This is a genomic window from Paenarthrobacter sp. OM7 (assembly GCF_029873575.1).
Lineage (GTDB): Bacteria > Actinomycetota > Actinomycetes > Actinomycetales > Micrococcaceae > Arthrobacter.
The window spans coordinates 982,502-997,752 of record NZ_CP123579.1; the positions used below are offsets into that span (position 1 = coordinate 982,502).

At 63.7% G+C, this 15,251-nt stretch carries 17 protein-coding genes; 11 read left to right on the forward strand and 6 right to left on the reverse strand.

Annotation, left to right across the window (positions count from 1 at the left end):
* The gene (locus QEH68_RS04600; protein WP_280626833.1) at nt 1–1,152 is read right to left on the reverse strand and encodes a DNA polymerase III subunit delta'; all 1,152 of its coding nucleotides are present in this window, start codon (nt 1,150–1,152) and stop codon (nt 1–3) included.
* The gene (tmk, locus tag QEH68_RS04605) at nt 1,149–1,808 is read right to left on the reverse strand and encodes a dTMP kinase (RefSeq protein WP_280626835.1); all 660 of its coding nucleotides are present in this window, start codon (nt 1,806–1,808) and stop codon (nt 1,149–1,151) included. Before tmk ends, QEH68_RS04600 begins: the two co-directional genes overlap by 4 nt.
* A gap of 82 nt (nt 1,809–1,890) precedes the next feature.
* Here tmk and QEH68_RS04610 point away from each other — a divergent pair, with 82 nt between their 5' ends.
* Both QEH68_RS04610 and QEH68_RS04615 read left to right on the forward strand, forming a co-directional pair.
* The gene (locus QEH68_RS04610) at nt 1,891–3,075 is read left to right on the forward strand and encodes an aminotransferase class I/II-fold pyridoxal phosphate-dependent enzyme (RefSeq protein WP_280626837.1); all 1,185 of its coding nucleotides are present in this window, start codon (nt 1,891–1,893) and stop codon (nt 3,073–3,075) included.
* Nucleotides 3,076–3,085: 10 nt separating this feature from the next.
* Nucleotides 3,086–3,427 carry a DUF2516 family protein gene (locus QEH68_RS04615; protein ID WP_089593784.1) on the forward strand — a complete coding sequence of 114 codons (342 nt, stop codon included), beginning with the start codon at nt 3,086–3,088 and terminating at the stop codon, nt 3,425–3,427.
* A 16-nt stretch (nt 3,428–3,443) separates the two neighbouring features.
* Here the strand turns inward: QEH68_RS04615 and QEH68_RS04620 are convergent, their stop codons facing one another.
* Nucleotides 3,444–4,277, reverse strand: coding sequence for a class I SAM-dependent methyltransferase (locus tag QEH68_RS04620; protein ID WP_280626841.1), 834 nt, complete (start codon nt 4,275–4,277; stop codon nt 3,444–3,446).
* Between the two features lie 70 nt (nt 4,278–4,347).
* Between QEH68_RS04620 and QEH68_RS04625 the strand changes: the two genes are divergently transcribed.
* Complete coding sequence (locus tag QEH68_RS04625; RefSeq protein WP_207596368.1) at nt 4,348–5,094, forward strand: phosphoglyceromutase; 747 nt, start codon at nt 4,348–4,350, stop codon at nt 5,092–5,094.
* Nucleotides 5,095–5,171: 77 nt separating this feature from the next.
* Here the strand turns inward: QEH68_RS04625 and phoU are convergent, their stop codons facing one another.
* Nucleotides 5,172–5,825 (reverse strand): phosphate signaling complex protein PhoU, encoded by a 654-nt coding sequence (gene phoU / locus QEH68_RS04630; RefSeq protein WP_207596369.1) that lies wholly within the window; start codon nt 5,823–5,825, stop codon nt 5,172–5,174.
* Nucleotides 5,826–6,024: 199 nt separating this feature from the next.
* Here phoU and QEH68_RS04635 point away from each other — a divergent pair, with 199 nt between their 5' ends.
* Both QEH68_RS04635 and QEH68_RS04640 read left to right on the forward strand, forming a co-directional pair.
* Nucleotides 6,025–7,350, forward strand: a complete 1,326-nt coding sequence (locus tag QEH68_RS04635) for an ATP-binding protein (RefSeq protein WP_280627971.1) — start codon at nt 6,025–6,027, stop codon at nt 7,348–7,350.
* Nucleotides 7,347–8,027: a response regulator transcription factor gene (locus tag QEH68_RS04640; RefSeq protein ID WP_020608526.1), complete on the forward strand. Its 681-nt coding sequence runs from the start codon at nt 7,347–7,349 to the stop codon at nt 8,025–8,027. Before QEH68_RS04635 ends, QEH68_RS04640 begins: the two co-directional genes overlap by 4 nt.
* 95 nt (nt 8,028–8,122) lie before the next feature.
* Here the strand turns inward: QEH68_RS04640 and QEH68_RS04645 are convergent, their stop codons facing one another.
* Entirely contained in the window at nt 8,123–8,653 is a 531-nt protein-coding gene (locus QEH68_RS04645) for a hypothetical protein (RefSeq protein ID WP_280627972.1), read from the reverse strand.
* Nucleotides 8,654–8,946: 293 nt separating this feature from the next.
* Between QEH68_RS04645 and QEH68_RS04650 the strand changes: the two genes are divergently transcribed.
* The 6 genes from QEH68_RS04650 (at nt 8,947) to rlmB (ending at nt 13,750) form a co-directional block, all read left to right on the forward strand.
* Nucleotides 8,947–9,429: a CarD family transcriptional regulator gene (locus tag QEH68_RS04650; RefSeq protein ID WP_011690592.1), complete on the forward strand. Its 483-nt coding sequence runs from the start codon at nt 8,947–8,949 to the stop codon at nt 9,427–9,429.
* 66 nt (nt 9,430–9,495) lie between these two features.
* Entirely contained in the window at nt 9,496–10,278 is a 783-nt protein-coding gene (gene ispD, locus QEH68_RS04655; RefSeq protein ID WP_280626913.1) for a 2-C-methyl-D-erythritol 4-phosphate cytidylyltransferase, read from the forward strand.
* A complete protein-coding gene (gene ispF / locus QEH68_RS04660) occupies nt 10,278–10,835 on the forward strand; it encodes a 2-C-methyl-D-erythritol 2,4-cyclodiphosphate synthase (protein WP_280626916.1) in 558 nt (185 codons plus the stop codon). Before ispD ends, ispF begins: the two co-directional genes overlap by 1 nt.
* Nucleotides 10,828–11,184, forward strand: coding sequence for a hypothetical protein (locus QEH68_RS04665; protein ID WP_280626918.1), 357 nt, complete (start codon nt 10,828–10,830; stop codon nt 11,182–11,184). Before ispF ends, QEH68_RS04665 begins: the two co-directional genes overlap by 8 nt.
* Nucleotides 11,185–11,219: 35 nt before the next feature.
* Nucleotides 11,220–12,677, forward strand: a complete 1,458-nt coding sequence (gene cysS / locus QEH68_RS04670; RefSeq protein WP_207596374.1) for a cysteine--tRNA ligase — start codon at nt 11,220–11,222, stop codon at nt 12,675–12,677.
* 80 nt (nt 12,678–12,757) lie between these two features.
* Nucleotides 12,758–13,750: a 23S rRNA (guanosine(2251)-2'-O)-methyltransferase RlmB gene (gene rlmB, locus QEH68_RS04675; RefSeq protein ID WP_142936564.1), complete on the forward strand. Its 993-nt coding sequence runs from the start codon at nt 12,758–12,760 to the stop codon at nt 13,748–13,750.
* 548 nt (nt 13,751–14,298) lie between these two features.
* Here rlmB and QEH68_RS04680 read toward each other — a convergent pair.
* Entirely contained in the window at nt 14,299–15,108 is an 810-nt protein-coding gene (locus tag QEH68_RS04680; protein WP_280626921.1) for a carbon-nitrogen hydrolase family protein, read from the reverse strand.
* Nucleotides 15,109–15,251 lie beyond the last annotated feature (143 nt).

The window sequence follows — 15,251 nt, forward strand, 5'->3', positions numbered from 1 at the left end:
CTATTGCTGGATGAGGCTCGTGGCCATGGACTCGACCGCCAACAGGGGAGCCACGTTGGTGGTGGTGATTCGGACACGGGCTTTGTTGATGGCGTCCATCCGGGCCAGGGTGGTTTCCGGGGTTGAACTGCCGGCGTAGTCTTCCAGTTCGCTCTTGAGCTCAACGTTGACCAGTTCCACAGCGTTCCCCAACTGGATGATCAACACGTCCCTGTAGAAGGACAGCAGATCTGTCAGGGTACGGTCCAGGGAGTCGGTGATGGACCGCTTGGCCCGCCTTTTCTGGTCGTCCTCAAGTTGTTTGACCTGGCTGCGCATGGAGGGCGGCAACGTGCCGGACTCTGGGGCGCCGAGGCTTGCCAACAGGGCGATTTTCTCCGCCGCATCACGCTCGTCATTGGAGCTGTTGGCCTCTTCGGTGGCGATTTTCACCAGCTTCTCGGCCATCATCACCGCAGCGGTGACGCCGCGAAGACCAAGGGGAATCTTTACCGTATCCAAGCGGCGTTGCCTGGCATCGGCGTCGCGTGCCAGCCGCCGGGCAATACCGATATGGCTTTGCGCAGCGCGTGCGGCGCGGTCAGCGAGTTGCCGTTCGACGCCGTCGCGCCTTACCAGGAGATCGGCGACGTCGGATGCCGGCGGAAGTCGAAGGCTTACCGGACGGCACCGGGAACGGATGGTGACCAGGACGTCGGCGGGGGAGGGGGCACACAACATCCAGATGGTGCGGGGCGTGGGTTCCTCGATGGCCTTCAACAGCACGTTGGTGGTCCGCTCGGCCATGCGGTCTGCGTCCTCCACCACGATGATCCGCCACCGGCCAGTCGCCGGCCTGTCGCCCGCTTTGGATACCAGTGCACGGGCCTCGTCAATGGTGATGGTGACTTTCTCGGTCCGCACAAATGTCACATCAGAGTGTGTCTCGCCGAGAATCGTGTGACAGGCCGCGCATTCACCGCAACCGCGAAGGGCGACGTCGTCCTGCTCGCAATTCAGCGCTGCCGCGAAGGCCTTGGCTGCATTGGAACGTCCGGATCCCGGCGGACCGGTGAACAGCCACGCATGGGTGAGGCCGGTTTCACCCTGCGCCGCCTGCTTCAATTGCGCTACGACGGGTGCCTGCCCTTGGAGGTCGTCCCAAACACTCACGGACGGTCGCCCGGAACGCGGTCACCCAGCAAAGATTCCACCCGTTCAAGGATCTGAGCGGCGAGGGTGTCAATGTCGGAATTGGCCGGCAGGACCAAGTAGCCCGACGGTGTGGCCTCGGCGAGTTCCAGGAAAGCATGGCGGATGGCGGCGTGGAAGGCATCAGGCTCGGACTCCAGCCTGTCCTCCGCGGCGTCCCCGGCAGTTCGCCGCCGGCGGCCATCGGAGGGGTCGACGTCGAGCAGTACGGTCAGGTCCGGGCGCAAGCCATCAGTGGCCCATTGGTTGAGCGTCAAGACTCCCTCGGCACCCAAACCGCGTCCAGCACCCTGATAGGCCACTGACGAGTCGATGTAGCGGTCAGTGATGACTACCGTTCCCTCAGCCAATGCAGGGCGGATCACCTGGCTCGCATGGGCGGCGCGGGCCGCAGCAAACATGAGCGCTTCCGTACGGGCATCGATGGTTCCGTGCCCATGGTCCAGGACCAGGGAACGCAATTTCTCGCCAATGGGGGTGCCGCCGGGCTCCCGTGTGTGCAGCACGGAAAGTCCCCGCGACTCAAGGGCGTCAGAGAGCCGGGCGGCCTGCGTGGACTTGCCCGCTCCATCCCCGCCTTCGAAGGCGATAAAAAGACCTGGGCTCTGAATACTCACGCGTCTAGCCTACCGAGCTTCACTGACATCAAGACGCGTAACGCCTTTCATCCGCAGCCTTGCCCGCGGCTACGCTGAAACCATGAGCCTTTCCGATCAGCATGCCGCCGATTTGTCTCCGGAAACCGTTGTCGTTGCTGCAGGCCGCCCCGAACGGGCCCACGATGAGCCGGTGAATCCGCCTATCGTCCTGTCCTCCACCTATTTCGGCACAGGTTCATTAAGCGACGGGGACCGCGGCTACGGACGGTATGCCAACCCCACGTGGGACCCGTTCGAGGATGCACTCGCCAAGTTGGAAGGTGCCACCCTCCCGGGCCTGCTGTACGCCTCCGGCCTCGCGGCCGTCAGTTCCGCACTATCGCTGGTACCTGCAGGCGGCGTGGTTGTCATGCCGTCCCACAGCTACGCGGGGTCCTTGGTGATGGCCACGGAGCTGGCAGAGAAGGGTTTCCTGGCGCTGCGCACTGTGGACATCACGGACACGGATGCCGTGAAGGCCCTCATCAGCCCGGAGAACGGCAAGAAAGCCGATCTCCTCTGGCTGGAGAGCCCCACCAACCCCATGCTAGGCATCGCCGATATCCGTGCACTGGCCGATGCCGCGCACGCAGTGGGCGCAATCGTGGTCACGGACAACACTTTCTCGACGCCGTTGGTGCAGCAACCGCTCAGCCTGGGATCCGACGTCGTGCTTCACTCGGTGACCAAGTACCTGGCCGGACATTCGGATGTGGTCCTTGGTGCCCTGGTGACATCCAATCCGGAGCTGCGCGCCACGCTTCTGCACCACCGCATCATCCATGGTGGCATCGCCGGGCCGTTCGAAGCCTGGCTGGCTCTGCGCGGCCTCCGCACCCTCGCCCTGCGGATTGAACGCTCGCAGGCAACGGCTGCAAACCTCGCCGAACGCCTCAGCAGCCACCCGCGGGTTGAAGCGATCCGCTATCCGGGCCTTCCCACCGATCCCGGACACGAGCGCGCCAAGGTGCAGATGAAGGGCTTCGGCTCCATCCTGTGCATCCAGATTGCCGGAGACGAACAGCGCAGCGGTGCTGACGCTGCGGACGAACTGGTCCGGGCGCTGCAGCTCTGGCTGCCCGCAACGTCGCTGGGTGGCGTCGAGTCACTGATTGAGCGCCGGCGCCGGCACACCGCTGAGCCGCTGAGCGTTCCGGAGAACCTGGTCCGGTTGAGCGTTGGAATCGAGAACGCGGAGGACCTCTGGTCCGACCTTGAGCAAGCGCTGAAGTCGCTGGACGGCTAGGCTAAAGGGCGTGGACGGAAAATTCTTGATCGCGATTGTCACCAATGCGGTGTACTTCATCCTTGGCCTGGTAGCCCTTGCCTTGGAAGTGTGGGCCTTCGCTGACTGCCTGCGCCACCGCCCGACGCTCTTCGTGGCCGCTTCCAAGCGGACCAAGACGTTCTGGACTGCGCTCACCGGCATTGCTTTCGCCATCGGGGCACTGACGGTCTTCACCGGCGGAAGCGGCTTGGGCCTCTTCGGCATCGCTGCAGTCACCGCGGCCTGCGTGTACCTTGCCGATGTCCGCCCCGCCCTTCGCGAGGCCGGCAGCGGCGGCAACCGCAACGTTGGCCCTTACGGTCCCTGGTAAGCACTTCCGGAAAGCGCTACTGGGGCGCCACAGCGTCCCACGCCACGGTCACTTCACCGAGGCGCCACCGCGCCGGCCCGTCGTGAAGCGGCCATCCGGCGTCGCGCAGTGAACGGCACATGCCTGTCCACCGCTGCCGGTTTCCGAACGACGCCAGAGGTGCCGCCTCCAGCCACGCCTTGTCCATCGCCTGCAGGAACGCGTGAACCGGTTCGCCGGGAACGTTCCTGTGAATAAGGGCTTTTGGCAGCCGCTCAGCGATTTCGGACGGCAGTTCGAAACTGCCGAAACGTACTGAAAAACTGAGGCTCAACGGGCGCTCGGAATCCAGGGCCACCCATGTCACCCGGCGGCCGATCTCATCACACGTGCCGTCAATGAACAGGCCTCCCGGCGCCAGCCGCGACTGCACCAGCCGCCAAATTCGGGCAACGTCGGCTTCCTCGTATTGGCGCAGCACATTGAAGGCGCGGACCAGCACCGGATTTCCGGGTACGGGAACCTCGAAGCCCCCAACGTGGAAGCTCAGCCCGGGCCGCTCCAGTGCTTTGGCGGTCCTGACGCGTTCCGGTTCAATCTCGATCCCGCAGACGCGGACATCCGGCCGTACGGACTGCAGGCGTTCAAAAAGCTCGACGGCGGTGGTCGGCGAAGCGCCATACCCCAGGTCCACCACCAGGGGCTCGACGGCGGCGCGAAGCCGCCACGCCTGAGGCCCGGCAAGCCAACGGTCCAGGCGGCGCATGCGGTTGGGATTCGTGGTGCCGCGGGTGATGTTGCCGATCGGTTTGCCTGACAGGTTGCCGCCCCGACTGCGGGGAGAACCCACCCGTTCCGCTTTTTGCACCACGGCCCCCACTTTATCTCGCGCGGACGTAATGCCGGGCAGGCAATGGAGCCGCTCGGCTAGGATGAAAACCATGACTTACAAGCTGATTCTGCTGCGCCATGGCCACAGCGACTGGAACGCCAAGAACCTGTTCACCGGCTGGGTGGACGTAGACCTGAACGATCAAGGCCGCGAAGAAGCAGTCCGCGGTGGAGAGCTCCTCGTGGAGAACAACATCCTGCCGGACGTCCTCTACACCTCGCTCTTGAAGCGTGCCATCAACACCGCCAACATGGCACTGGACAAAGCCAACCGAGGCTGGATCCCGGTCAAGCGCGACTGGCGCCTGAACGAACGCCACTACGGCGCGTTGCAGGGCAAGGACAAGGCCCAGACCCTGGCCGAGTTCGGTGAAGAGCAGTTCATGGAATGGCGCCGCAGCTACGACACTCCGCCGCCGCCCCTGTCCGACGACAGCGAATTCTCCCAGGCACACGACGTCCGCTACAAGGATCTTGGTGACGCACTGCCGCGCACCGAGTGCCTCAAGGACGTCCTGGTACGCCTGCTCCCTTACTGGGAATCGGACATCAAGGAAGACCTCAAAGCCGGCAAGACCGTCCTGGTCACCGCGCACGGCAACTCCCTGCGTGCCCTCGTGAAGCACCTGGATGGCATCAGCGACGACGCCATCGCCGGGCTGAACATCCCCACGGGCATCCCGCTGGTCTATGAACTGGATGAGGACTTCCAGCCCATCAACCCCGGCGGAACCTACCTGGATCCCGACGCCGCAGCCCAGGCCATCCTCGCGGTAGCCAACCAGGGCAAAAAGTAGCGCCTGAGCACCACACGACGGCGGCCGGTCACCTGAGGTGACCGGCCGCCGTCGTTGTTTCTGCGGTATAGGAAGGGCTAGAAGCCTTCAGGCTGCCATTCACCCGTCACCAGGTAGGTGACCTTGCGGGCTACGGACACACCGTGATCAGCGAAGCGCTCGAAGTAGCGGCTGGCCAAGGCAACGTCCACGGTGGTGGACGGGCTCTCGCTCCACTCAGGGGCGGCGATGGCCTTGAAGACGCTGAGGTGGAGGTCGTCCACGGCGATGTTGATCTTGAGGATGTCGCGGGCGACCTCAAGGTCGCGGGTTTCAAGGAGCTCGATGACCTTGGAGGTGATCTCGATGTCGTGCTGCGCCATGGCCTTGAAGGTCTGGGTCAGCGGAGCAGGGATCACGGTGGCCGGGTAGCGGAGACGCGCCAGCTGGGCTACGTGTCGGGCCAGGTCACCCATGCGTTCCAGCGACGCACTCATGCGCAGCGAACCCACGATCATGCGGAGGTCGCTGGCCACAGGGCCCTGCAAGGCAAGGATGTCGATGGCACGCTCGTCGAGGCTGTTCTGCAGGAAATCGATCCGTGCATCCGCCGCGATGACGTCCTGGGCAAGATCCACGTCGGCGCCTTCGAAGGACGTTGTGGCCTTCGTGATTGCTTCGTGAACCAGCTTGGAGATCTCGATGAGGTCGTCACCTACCTGGGTGAGCTCCTCCTGAAAAACCTTGCGCACTAAGGCGTCCTTTCTTTGGAAATCCGGTTCCCTGGATGCGGGCCGGACTTCAAAACCATTGGCAGTCCAACCAGTAACTGTGTCAGGAGCCAGTGAACTGTTCGGCACCTTTAGATGAACGTTAGTTGAACCGTCCGCGTTTGGCGCCGGATCAATGCTTGTCCGTCTTTCCACAGCATAAGCTGGAGCCGTGGATCCATTGCTCATAGGTGTCGTCGCCGGCCTCGTTGGCCTGTCGTTGGGCGTCTTTGGCATGCTCGCGTTCAGGATCAGTGAGCGGCAGCGGAGCATTGTGGACCTGGACGTTGCTGAGCCCCGCCTTCCTGACGGAGCTGCGGAAGTGCTAGCCGTCGTCGGGCGCGCGTTTGTTGTGGTGGACGTGATCGACGGCGTGGTGCGTGCGAGTCCCGCTGCGTATGCCTACGGCCTGGTCCGCGGTCACACCGTGGTGCACAAGCAGCTCCTGGACATGACTGCCAAAGTCCGCCGCGACGGCGTGATCCTGGAGGAGCAGTACGAGCTTCCCCGTGGTCCTTTGGGCAAGGGAACCATCGTGGTGCAGGTGCGGGCGGCCATGCTGGGCCAAGAATACATCGTGCTCCTCGCGGACGACCGCACGGAAATCACCCGCACTGAAGAGATCCGCAACGACTTCGTGGCCAACGTGTCCCACGAGCTCAAGACTCCCGTCGGCGCCATCTCCCTCCTGGCTGAAGCTCTGGAAGCCTCGCCGGATGACGAGGAAGCCGTACGCCGCTTCGCCAAGCGCATGCACAAGGAGTCCGGCCGGCTCGCAGCCCTGGTACAGGACATCATTGAACTTTCCCGCCTGCAGGGTGCCAACGTCGCCCAGCAAGGGCATGCGGTGGACATCAACACCGTGATTACCGAGGCAGTGGACCGCTCGCAGCTGCCGGCGGAGAGCAAGAACATCCAGATTGTCGTGGGCGGCCATTCAGACTCACTGGTCTTCGGCGACCGCGACCTGCTGGTGACTGCGCTGCGCAACCTGATAGACAACGCCATCCGCTACTCACCCGAAAACACCCGGGTGGGAGTGGGCATCCGAACCCGGGAAGGCGTCGTCGCCATCTCCGTGACGGACCAGGGCGAGGGTTTGACACCCGAGGACCAGGAACGCGTTTTTGAACGCTTCTACCGCGTTGACGCCGCACGTTCGCGGCATACAGGCGGCACCGGTCTTGGCCTGAGCATCGTCAAGCATGTGGTCTCCAACCACGGTGGCGAGGTGACCGTCTGGTCCCAGCCCGGCCAGGGGTCCACGTTCACTATCCGCCTGCCGGAGATGGAAGGCCAGGAGGACGACGGCGCCCTCCCGGCTCCCGCTGCCACAGCGGAAGCGCCCGGGGAACCTAAGGCGCCTGCTGCCGCCGTCGAACCCCACCGGGCGGTTAACCAAGCCAACACTGCGATTCAACAAACCCCTGTCGCGGGGCAACAGCCCCATATCGCGGGTCAACAAGGGGGCGCCAGCGGCGCCCAAGAGCAAGGAGCCAGCGCTTGAGCCGGATTTTGATTGTGGAGGACGAAGAGTCCTTCAGCGACCCTCTGTCCTATCTCCTGGGCAAAGAGGGCTTTGACGTCGAGGTAGTGGACAACGGCAGCGATGCCTTGGTGGAGTTCGACCGGAACGGTGCGGACCTGGTCCTCCTGGACCTGCAACTGCCAGGAACTCCGGGAACGGAGGTGTGCCGACAGTTGCGCCAGCGTTCCAGCGTGCCCGTCATTATGCTCACGGCCAAAGACTCGGAGATCGACAAGGTGGTTGGCCTGGAACTCGGCGCCGACGACTACGTCACCAAGCCCTACTCCTCCCGTGAGCTGGTGGCCCGTGTCCGTGCGGTCCTGCGCCGTCAGGGCGAGCCGGAGGAGCTCATCACATCCACCGTGCAGGCCGGTCCTGTCCGCATGGACATTGAACGGCACGTGGTCAGCGTCAACGGCGAACAAGTATCACTGCCGTTGAAGGAGTTCGAACTGTTGGAGATGCTGCTCCGCAACTCGGGCAGGGTGCTGACGCGCGGCCAGTTGATTGATCGTGTGTGGGGTTCGGATTATGTTGGCGACACCAAGACGCTGGACGTGCACGTGAAACGCCTCCGCAGCAAGATCGAGCCCGATCCCTCTGCGCCCCGCTACCTGGTGACGGTGCGTGGACTCGGGTACAAGTTCGAGCCGTAAAGATTTCGCTGCAATAGCTGCGGTAATGACAAAAGGAAGGGTCCCGCCTCGGCGGGACCCTTCCTTGTGTTGTATGTCTTGCAGCGCGCTGCCTGCTAGTGGCCGGCTGCTGCGGATTCGGTGGACGTCGACGTCGACGTTGCCGTGGGAGTAGGCGTGGTGGGCAGGTACTTGGTGTACTCAGCCAGCGTGCCGTCGACCACCGGAACGTTGATCGTGGCGGAATCCGACCCGCTGCGGATGGTGACCGGAGTCAGTCCACCCGGGATCACGCCTGCGGTGCTCAGGATGGCGGCGTCCGTGGTGTCGTTCAACAACGTTTCCGAGTTGGCCTTGACCGGGATCTCCGTCTGGGCGCCGTTCGCGCCGCTGATCGTGAGCGTCGCATCAGTGCTGGACTGGTTGAAGACGGCGCCGATCACACGGCCGGGCTCGTTCTCACCGGAGGCAACAATCAGGATGTTGCGCAACTGCAACTGACCGAGATCAGCTTTGATCCCGTCCGATGCCGAGTACTGGTGGGTAGTCTGCTGGGCGTTGACGAATCCGCAGCCGGTGACGGACAGAAGACCGACGCCGATTGCAGCCGCCGCAATTGCCAGCTTGCCGCGCTGGACAGGGTTCATCGCAGTATTGCGCACGACACCTACTCCTCAAGAGTCATTGGAACACTTTTCAGCCATAGCCTATCGGCAAACCCGCCAAAATAAGGATTCGGGAGGCCATTATGGCGCGGGCATCGGAGGAGATCTTGGTCGCACGTTGCTTGCTCGAAGCATCTTTCCCGGATTACGTCAAGACCTTGGAGGAAGTCGTTTAAGGCCTTTTTCCCTGTATTGGCGCGGTAGAACGGCCTGCTGGGTGCCAGTCGTATGCCTTAATCGTGATAGACTAATCTGCGGGAAAGGGGAAAGTCCACATGGTTTTTGAGGTCGGCGAGACAGTAGTTTACCCTCACCACGGTGCAGCAAAAATTGAGGAAATCAAGATGCGCACCATCAAGGGCGAAGAGAAGATGTATCTCAAGCTCAAGGTGGCTCAGGGTGATCTGACCATTGAAGTTCCAGCAGAGAACGTTGACCTTGTTGGGGTCCGGGACGTAGTGGGCAAAGAAGGCTTGGAGCACGTTTTTGACGTTCTCCGCGCCGAGTTCACTGAAGAGCCTACCAACTGGTCACGTCGTTACAAGGCGAACCTGGAGAAGCTTGCTTCAGGCGATGTCATCAAGGTGGCGGAGGTCGTTCGCGATCTTTGGCGTCGTGATCACGATCGCGGCCTTTCCGCAGGCGAGAAGCGGATGCTGGCCAAGGCGCGGCAGATTCTGATTTCAGAACTGGCCCTGGCTGAGAAGACAGACGAAGAGAAGGCTGCAAGCGTTCTTGACGAGGTCTTGGCTTCCTAAGAATTGAGCCCCGGTGGTGCGAAAGCGCCGCCGGGTTTCTTTTTGCCACAAAGTACTCTGGTGACCATGAGTAATCCTTCCATGCGCGCCGTTACGGCCGTGATCGTGGTTGCCGCCGGTTCCGGTGAGCGCCTCGGCTACGGCATGCCCAAAGCCCGGGTTCCGCTGGGCGGCGAAGCCATCCTGATGCATGCCCTCCGTGGGGTGGTCGCAGCGGACGTCGCGCGCCAGATCTGCATTGCAGTGCCCAAGGGCGACACCGAACTCCGCGAGTTGATCGCTGACTTCACCATTGACCTGGTGGATGGTGGCCCGGAAATCTCAGTGGTCGACGGCGGATCATCGCGTGCTGATTCCGTCCGGGCCGCTTTGGCTGCTTTGGAAGACGGCACGGAATTCGTCCTTGTGCACGATGCAGCCCGCGCCTTGGCCCCGGAGCGCGTCTTCGAGCGCGTAGCCGATGCCCTGGCCTCCGGTGCGAAAGCTGTCATTCCGGCCATGCCGGTGGTGGACACCATTAAGACCGTCGCCGAGACCACGGGCACGGACTCGTCCATTGCGCCGGAGGTAGTCACGGGAACGGCGCCGCGCGAACACCTCAGGGCCGTGCAGACGCCGCAAGGCTTCGAACTGGCCACCCTGCGCCGCGCCCACGAGGCGGCTGGACTCTTTGACGACAAACAAGCCGCCACCGTGACGGACGACGCCATGCTGGTGGAGCTGCTGGGTGTTCCGGTCCACTCCGTCCGCGGGGCCAGCCAGTCCCTTAAGATCACCACTCCGCTGGACCTCATCATCGCTGAAGGCCTCCTGGAAGGTCCGCTGGGGATTCGATGGGTGGAGGGCTGATGACGTCGAGCCGGGACATGATCCTGCCCCGTACCGGCATCGGTGTGGACGTGCACGCGTTCGCCCCCGATGATGATCCCCAACCGCTCTGGTTGGGCGGGCTCTTCTGGGAAGGCGAGCAAGGACTCTCGGGGCATTCGGACGGCGATTGTGTGGCCCACGCGGCAGCCGATGCGCTCTTCTCCGCCTGCGGGGTCGGGGACCTCGGCACGCACTTCGGTACGGACCGACCCGAATATGCAGGAGCCTCCGGGGTGACGCTGCTCAGCGAGGCAGCCCGCATCGTCCGTGCAGCAGGGTTCGAGATCGGGAACGTCGCCGTGCAGTTCGTTGCCAACCGACCCAAGTTCGGCCCCCGACGGGAAGAATCCCAGCAGGTTTTGAGCGAGGCCGCCGGCGCTCCCGTCAGCGTTACGGCCACCACCAGCGATGGCCTGGGCTTCACCGGCCGCGGCGAGGGAATCTCGGCTGTTGCCACGGCCCTCGTTTACCCGGTCAGCGCCCACGAGGTGGCGCCGGCGGAGCCGGGTCCCGCGAAAGGTGCGCCGCATGCGTAAGCTGCCTGCCGACGTCGTGCGTTCCGCAGTGGCGCTGTCCGCAGGCCTTGCCGCGGTCCTCCTGCTGGGCGGTTGTGCCGGGACACCGAAGATGGACGTGGCGGCCAGCTGCGAGTTCCTGAACAACGACACCTTCAAGCCCGAGGGCAACCAGCAGCAGCAGTCCAAGCAGATCGCTGCGCACTATCACGGGATCGCGGACAAACTGGCTCCGGAGATCGGCAACCCGATCAAGGACATGGCGGCGATCATGGACGAAGCCGCCGCTTCATCGCTCGGCGCGGCCACCAAGGACCAACAGGAGAAGCTCACCGTCCAGTTCAACAAGATCGGCGAATACTGCAAGTAGGCAGGTCATGCCGTGTCATCGGCTAATCTGGAGCGGTGACCCTGCGCTTCTATGACACCGCCTCCGCCGAAGTCCGCGACTTCGTTCCCCTCGAAGACGGCAAGGCCAGCGTCTACTACTGCGGGGCCACTGTCCAGGGAATGCCGCACGTGGGCCACGTCAGGTCGGCCATTGCCTTCGACCAGCTGACCCGCTGGCTCGAATTCCGTGGCCTCCGCGTCACAGTGGTGCGGAACGTCACCGACATCGACGACAAAATCCTTGCCAAGTCCGCCCAGTCCTTTGGGCCGGACTGGGACGCCGAACCCAGCGCGCGCCAAGCTGAAGAATGGTGGGCGTTGGCCTACCGCTACGAGCAGGAGTTCGAGGACGCCTACGACTCCCTGGGAGTCCAGCGGCCAACCTACGAGCCCCGCGCCACCGGCCACATCCCGGAAATGCACGCGCTCATCCAGCGCCTCATCGACCGCGGCCATGCCTACCCTGCCTTGGACGATTCCGGCGATGTCTACTTCGATGTCCGCTCCTGGAGCAAGTACGGCTCGCTGACGCGGCAGAATATCGATGACATGCAGGGAGCCCCCGACGCCGACCCTCGCGGCAAGCGTGACCCGCGGGACTTCGCCCTGTGGAAGGGTTTCAAGGACGGCGAGCCCGTTACCGCCAAATGGGACTCCCCGTGGGGTGCCGGACGTCCCGGCTGGCACCTCGAATGCTCTGCCATGGTCACCAAATACCTTGGCCCGCGGTTCGACATCCACGGTGGGGGACTGGATCTCCGTTTCCCGCACCACGAGAACGAGATGGCCCAGTCCCAGGCTGCCGGCGATGAATTCGCCAACTTCTGGATGCACAACGGCATGGTCACCTTCGAGGGCGAAAAGATGTCCAAGTCCATCGGCAACACGGTGAGCCCGGCCGAAATGCTGGAGCTCGCATCGCCCCGCGTGGTCCGTTACTACCTGGGCCAGGCGCACTATCGCTCCATCCTGGATTACCGGCCCACCTCGCTGCAGGAGGCAGCTGCCGCCGTCGAGCGTATTGACGGTTTCATTGCCAAAGCGTCGGCCAGGCTCAGCGGCGGCTCCGCCGCTGAGGTGGCACCGCAGGCCAACATGCCGGCGGCCTTTATTGCTGCCATGGACGACGACCTGAATGTTCCGCAGGCGCTGGGTGTGCTCCACGAGACCGTCCGCGCGGGCAACACCGCGTTGGCGTCCGGCGACCTCGATGCCGCCAAGGCTGCCCTCTACAGCGTGCTCTCCATGACCGAAGTTCTTGGCTTGGATGCGGTGAAGCGTCCGGAAGCCGTGCAGGGGCGCGAGCACGCCGCATTGGAAGTGCTGATCGACGCTCAACTCGCAGCCCGGGCCACCGCCAGGGCCAGCAAGGACTGGGCCGCATCCGACGCGATCCGCGACACCCTGGCCGCCGCCGGCGTCGTCGTCGAAGATGGTGCGGACGGGGCCACCTGGAGCCTTAAACGCGACTGAAGAACCCGCGCGGCGGCCGAATTGCATCGGGTCAGTAGACTTGATTCCAGACTTACTCACAAAATCAAGGATGGAATCTCATGGCCAACAATGGTCGCCGGTCGGTCAAGCAGAAGAAGGGCCCCACCACCGGAACCGGTGGCCACGGCCGCAAGGCCCTGGAGGGCAAGGGTCCCACGCCCAAGGCGGAGGAACGCACCTACCACAAGGCATACAAGAACAAGCAGCTGGCTGAACGCTCAGCTGCCAAGCGCGGATCCGGCACCCGTCCCGGTGGCGCGGGTGCACGCTCCGGCCCTAAGGGACGTGCAACCGAAGAGCTGGTCACCGGCCGTAACTCGGTGGTCGAAGCCCTCCGCGCCGGCATCCCGGCCAAGGCACTGCACGTCGCCATCCGCATCGAGATGGACGACCGCGTCAAGGAATCCCTCAAACTCGCAGCTGAGCGTGGCATCCCCTTGCTCGAAACCGGCAAGGTTGAGCTGGACCGCATGACCGAGGATGCTGTCCACCAGGGCCTCGTCCTGCAGATCCCGCCGTACGAGTACGAGGACGCCTATGACCTCGCAGAGACAACCCTGGCCAAGTGGAAGAAGGGGCACATCTCCAACGCCCCCATCTTCGTTGCCCTGGACGGCATCACCGACCCCCGTAACCTCGGTGCAATCATCCGCTCCGTGTCCGCGTTCAGCGGCCACGGCGTGATCGTTCCCGAGCGTCGCTCCGTAGGCGTCACCGCGTCCGCGTGGAAGACCAGCGCCGGTGCCGCTGTCCGCGTACCTGTGGCCCGCGCGTCGAACCTCAACAATGCCCTCAAGCAGTTCAAGAACATGGGCATCTACGTCCTGGGCCTGGACGGCGATGGCGATGTCTCCCTGCCTGACCTCACCGTTGCCACCGAGCCCGTCTGCATCGTGGTCGGCTCTGAAGGCAAGGGCCTCAGCCGGCTCGTCCGCGAAAACTGCGACCAGATCGTCTCCATCCCGATCGACTCCGCCATGGAGTCGCTCAACGCTTCCATGGCCGTAGGCATCTCGCTGTACGAAGTGTCGAGGCAGCGCGCAGCTAAGTAGTCCTTGCTGAGGCGCCGCAAGCGCCATCCTTCGCATGCTCGATCGGTCCCCGCTTGGACACATGCTTCCGGATGGCCCCTGCGGCGCCTTTCGTGTGCCTGGAGTGCCGTAGGCGGCTACAACCCTCTCTCACGTCCCTCGGGCTTGAGTGGCACGTTCTCTCACGTCCCTCGGGCTTGAGTGGCACGTTCTCTCACGTCCCTCGGGCTTGAGTGGCACGTTCTCTCACGTCCCTCGGGCTTGAGTGGCACGTTCTCTCACGTCCCTCGGGCTTGAGTGGCACGTTCTCTCACGTCCCTCGGGCTTGAGTGGCACGCTCTGAACTCTTCGGGGCCTCTTGCTTTCGGTAGTAGTCCCAGTACCCAGCGAGCTTTCCTTCACTCAGAAACCTCGGGACGTGAGAGAGCGTTGGTTTGAAGGGCTCGGGATGTGAGAGAGCGTTGGTTTGAAGGGCTAGGGATGTGGGAGAGGATCGGCCGGAAGGGCTAGGGATGTGAGAGAGCGTTGGTTTGAAGGGCTAGGGATGTGAGAGAGGATCGGTGGGGGAGTCAGAAGTCGCGGCGGTTGGCCAGCACCGGGAGTTTTTGGCGGGCTTCCTGCACCACGGCGGGATCCAGGTCGTAGAAGATCAGGCCGGGTTCGCCGTCGAGGGATTCCAGGACCTGGCCGAACGGGGATACGACGGCGGAGTACCCCACCCCCGTGGGCGCGGCACCTTTGGGCTCAACGCCCTGCGTGGCGGGATCTCCTTGGCCGCACGCGAGCACGAACGTGGTGGTGTCCACGGCGCGGGCGCGGGCAAGAAGTTGCCACTGCTCGGCTTTGCCCGGCCCGGCTCCCCAGGACGCCGAGACGATGTTCACCACCGCGCCACGATCAGCGTTGGCCGTGAACAAGGCAGGGAACCGGATGTCGTAGCAGGTGGCTAAACCAAAGGTGAGGCCGCCGGCGTCGAACGTTACGGGGTCTGTACCTGCCTCAACGGTGTCCGACTCGGCGAAGCCGAACGCGTCAAAGAGATGGATCTTGTCGTAGCTAGCCTCGACGCCAGGCCCGGTGGCCAGCAGCGTGTTCCGCACGCGACGCGCTCCTGAATCCGAAGGAGTGCCGGGGGTGAACATGCCGGCCACGATCACTATCTGCAGTTCGTCGGCGAGGGCGCGCACCCGCCCGGCCCACGGCCCATCCAGGGGTTCAGCGACATCCAGCAGAGAATTCCCGAACGCGCGCATCATGGCCTCGGGAAAGACCACAAGTTCGGCGCCGCCGCCTTTCGCCAGGCGGGCGTACTCCTCCAGGAGCCGCAGATTGTCGGCCAGATCCCGGCCGGTGATGACTTGGGCGAGTGCCACGCGCACGATAGAACCTCCTGTTGTCTCCGTCCCAGTATGCCAAGCGGGTGGGACAACAGCTGGTCCATGCGACTTATTCGCGTCGTCTCCCCGCCGCGCAGGTGGCGTCGGAACAGCGTTCCAGCACGTGAGCGGCCCAAGTAATCCGG

Excerpts from the sequence above, each read along its gene's own strand:
- QEH68_RS04665 (WP_280626918.1), top strand. The coding sequence starts at position 10,828 with ATGCGTAAGCTGCCTGCCGACGTCGTGCGTTCCGCAGTGGCGCTGTCC.
- QEH68_RS04625 (WP_207596368.1), top strand. The coding sequence starts at position 4,348 with ATGACTTACAAGCTGATTCTGCTGCGCCATGGCCACAGCGACTGGAAC.
- rlmB (WP_142936564.1), top strand. The coding sequence starts at position 12,758 with ATGGCCAACAATGGTCGCCGGTCGGTCAAGCAGAAGAAGGGCCCCACC.
- QEH68_RS04645 (WP_280627972.1), bottom strand. The coding sequence starts at position 8,653 with ATGAACCCTGTCCAGCGCGGCAAGCTGGCAATTGCGGCGGCTGCAATC.
- QEH68_RS04650 (WP_011690592.1), top strand. The coding sequence starts at position 8,947 with ATGGTTTTTGAGGTCGGCGAGACAGTAGTTTACCCTCACCACGGTGCA.
- ispF (WP_280626916.1), top strand. The coding sequence starts at position 10,278 with ATGACGTCGAGCCGGGACATGATCCTGCCCCGTACCGGCATCGGTGTG.
- ispD (WP_280626913.1), top strand. The coding sequence starts at position 9,496 with ATGAGTAATCCTTCCATGCGCGCCGTTACGGCCGTGATCGTGGTTGCC.
- QEH68_RS04610 (WP_280626837.1), top strand. The coding sequence starts at position 1,891 with ATGAGCCTTTCCGATCAGCATGCCGCCGATTTGTCTCCGGAAACCGTT.